Raw genomic sequence first — 2,603 nt, forward strand, 5'->3', positions numbered from 1 at the left:
ATATAGGACTTGCGAAACGCTCCGCGCGGCGCGAGGGTCAACCAATCTGACGGTGAAGTAGTCTCGATTGGGAGGTGGCCAAATCAGCTTGGACTTCTGCAGCCTGTCAATGTGTCGGTGGTCATGCTTTCCAGACTTTTCCACTATGCTATTCATTCCGCGACGGCGCGCTTTTCGAGCTGCGCAATGCGGTCTGCCATCTGGCCGATGGCGGGAACGACCACTTCCAGCACGATTGTCGGTGCGCGCGTCTCCTTCAAGGCCCCAACAAAGCGCTCGCGCTCATCGAGCCAAATACGATGACGCTGATTGAGTTCATCAAGCTTACCGACCATGCCTTCTCGGCTTGCCGCGTCGATCAATGCCTGATAGCCGCGCTCCAGCGTCGCCGCATCAGTGAGCAACGCCGCCAGCAATGACTTGAGCGGGGCATTCAGCTCTGGCATTTCCAGGTACTTCTTGCTAGGGTTCGCGCGCTCCGCTTCGGCCGCCTCTTCCATGAGGCTCGCGTAATGGTAGAAACCGGGGTAGTCCTGACACAACTCGGCAAGCTGCTGGTCGCTTGCACCTACCCAAACACGCTGCAGGTCGGGCATGTGGCCCGCCATGCGATGGATTAGCTCGCGGCCCGTAACGCCTTCGGCCGAGAGCTGCCGGACACGTTGGTCCATCGCCCCTGCTATTCTGCGGAAGTCTTGCATGGTCATCCGCAACTCTCCTTTCCCACTTAATCGTTAGCGTGACAGTCGCTCATTGAGAACGCGGCTGGCCCTTTTGCATTTGTATGTGCCAGTGAACGGTTTCCCCATGTCGTACCGACGGAGCGTCAGATTCCCTCAGACGTCGATTGGCGATGTTTTCCAGATGTCCTTCACGAGAGTGATCAATACTCCGTGACGGTCTTCGATGGCCTTTGTGTTCCAGCAAGGGAACGCATCCAACTTCTCATTGATTCTGGAAATCGACGTGTTCTGCCCGACATCGGTCAGTTCAACCAGACTGCGGGTTAGGTAATTCCCACTCTTTCGGTACTCAGGCTGCTTCGCTACGTAGAAGTCATTCCCCGCGACGATGTTGATTGGCTTTTCCAGCAATGTGAGATTGCCAAGCCGGTTCTTGTAGTCGTCGTAGGTGGCGTTCGGGTTTTCAGCCGCCCACTTGGCGCGCAATTCGGAAGTGGGGTTGTCGGGCAGGATGTGCTCGATCTCCAGCTTGGTGAACGGCTCCAGGCTGCCCGGCGCCTTCAAACCACTGAACGCCATATCGACGTGCTGGGTTAGGCGCGCAAGTAGATAACGCGTGCGGTACTGCTGCATCGAATACAACGTGAATCGCTTGAGCGCATCGACGAGCTCCTGGGACTTACCTGCCATGCTCTTCTCGAAACGGTCGGCAACGAACGCATTGAGTTGAACCTTCTGCGTTACCGGATCTGCGCTCTCGGCAATCGTACGCAACTCGTCAGCCCATTGTGAGAAGCTACGCTCCAGATCTTTGGTCGGCGTCTTGGTGAAGATGTAGTAGAAGAGGAAACTCTCAAGCTGAGACACGAAATGGTCGAACAGCGGCTTCGGAAAATTCGCTGCCGCCAGCAACAGGACATAGTGCAAACTGAATGCACCGCCCGCAAGCTTTTTGAGGCTGTCCATCGCGAGATTGGGCTTGCCGTCGTTGCCCAGCCCATTGGCGAAGGCCAGGTAGTGCTCGACGTTGCGAATGACTTTGCGGACGAACTCGAAGGGCTTGTTGGCGAAATCGCACAGCGCCGCGTTGTCCTTGGCCACGAACCAGTCGTAGATCTCGTCCTCGCGCACCACTGCATCACCACGATCATTCTTGATGAGGTAGTTGGCCATCAGGAAATAGCGCAGGAACCGCAGCGGCTTCTCCTTTTCCTTTTCCAGCGGCTTGGTGATCTTCTTCCACTCGTCCTTGAGTTGGGTGAACTGCGTCTGCTTGACTTGCGTGAACAGCAGATTCTTGAGCAAGTCCATCGGGTTGAGACCAACGCCACGCTCGTTGATGGTTTCGAAGATCTTCAGGGCACTGCTGACATCCGTGGAGATCTGGATGAACACCACGTTGTTTGCCAGATAGCCCCAATACCGCTTCAGCTTGGCCGCATCATCGTAGTTGTCCTTCAGGTAGCGGTACAACGTGCTGTATGCGTTGACCAGGTTTTCCAACGACCCGAAGCTGGCGATCCCCGCCGCTTGAATGCCTGCCCGTACAGTCTGCGGGTCAGCGTCGAACTCCACCAGCTTGGCCATCACCTCGCCTGCGCTCTCGTATCGCGGCTCCAGCTTTAAGCTCGTCCGCGCCTCTCCATCGCTGTCGGTGTAGCTGGTCGAGATCAAACCGCTGACGGTTTGCCGTTGTGGCTCACCCCGGAACAGATACTTCAGCGCACAGAGCAGCAGGAAGAATGTGGTCAGACGTTGTTGGCCGTCGATCACCTCGTAGTGGCTTTTGTGATCAGTCGGCGAGACCAGCACGGTGCCAATGAAGTACTCCCGGGTAGAACCAGCATCGATCTGCTCGCCGATATCCTCAAGTAGTTGATGCACCTCCTTGTCGGTCCAGACGTACTCCCGCTGGTAGTC

2 protein-coding genes are annotated in these 2,603 nt (G+C 56.5%); both read right to left on the minus strand.

The genetic code is table 11. The features are described from left to right. Positions 1 to 152: 152 nt before the first annotated feature. Positions 153 to 707, minus strand: coding sequence for a transposase (locus E1J61_RS36910; protein WP_133098658.1), 555 nt, complete (start codon positions 705 to 707; stop codon positions 153 to 155). Positions 708 to 836: 129 nt separating this feature from the next. Continuing rightward, positions 837 to 2,603, minus strand: a 1,767-nt coding sequence (locus E1J61_RS36915) for a DUF262 domain-containing protein (protein WP_133098659.1), incomplete at its 5' end; no start/stop codon positions are given.

It is taken from the genome of Cupriavidus sp. L7L, assembly GCF_004353535.1.
In the GTDB taxonomy this organism is placed as follows: Bacteria; Pseudomonadota; Gammaproteobacteria; order Burkholderiales; family Burkholderiaceae; genus Cupriavidus; species Cupriavidus oxalaticus_A.

Bases quoted from the DNA above. Each gene is read 5' to 3' on its own strand.
- E1J61_RS36910 (WP_133098658.1), bottom strand. From the start codon at position 707: ATGACCATGCAAGACTTCCGCAGAATAGCAGGGGCGATGGACCAACGT.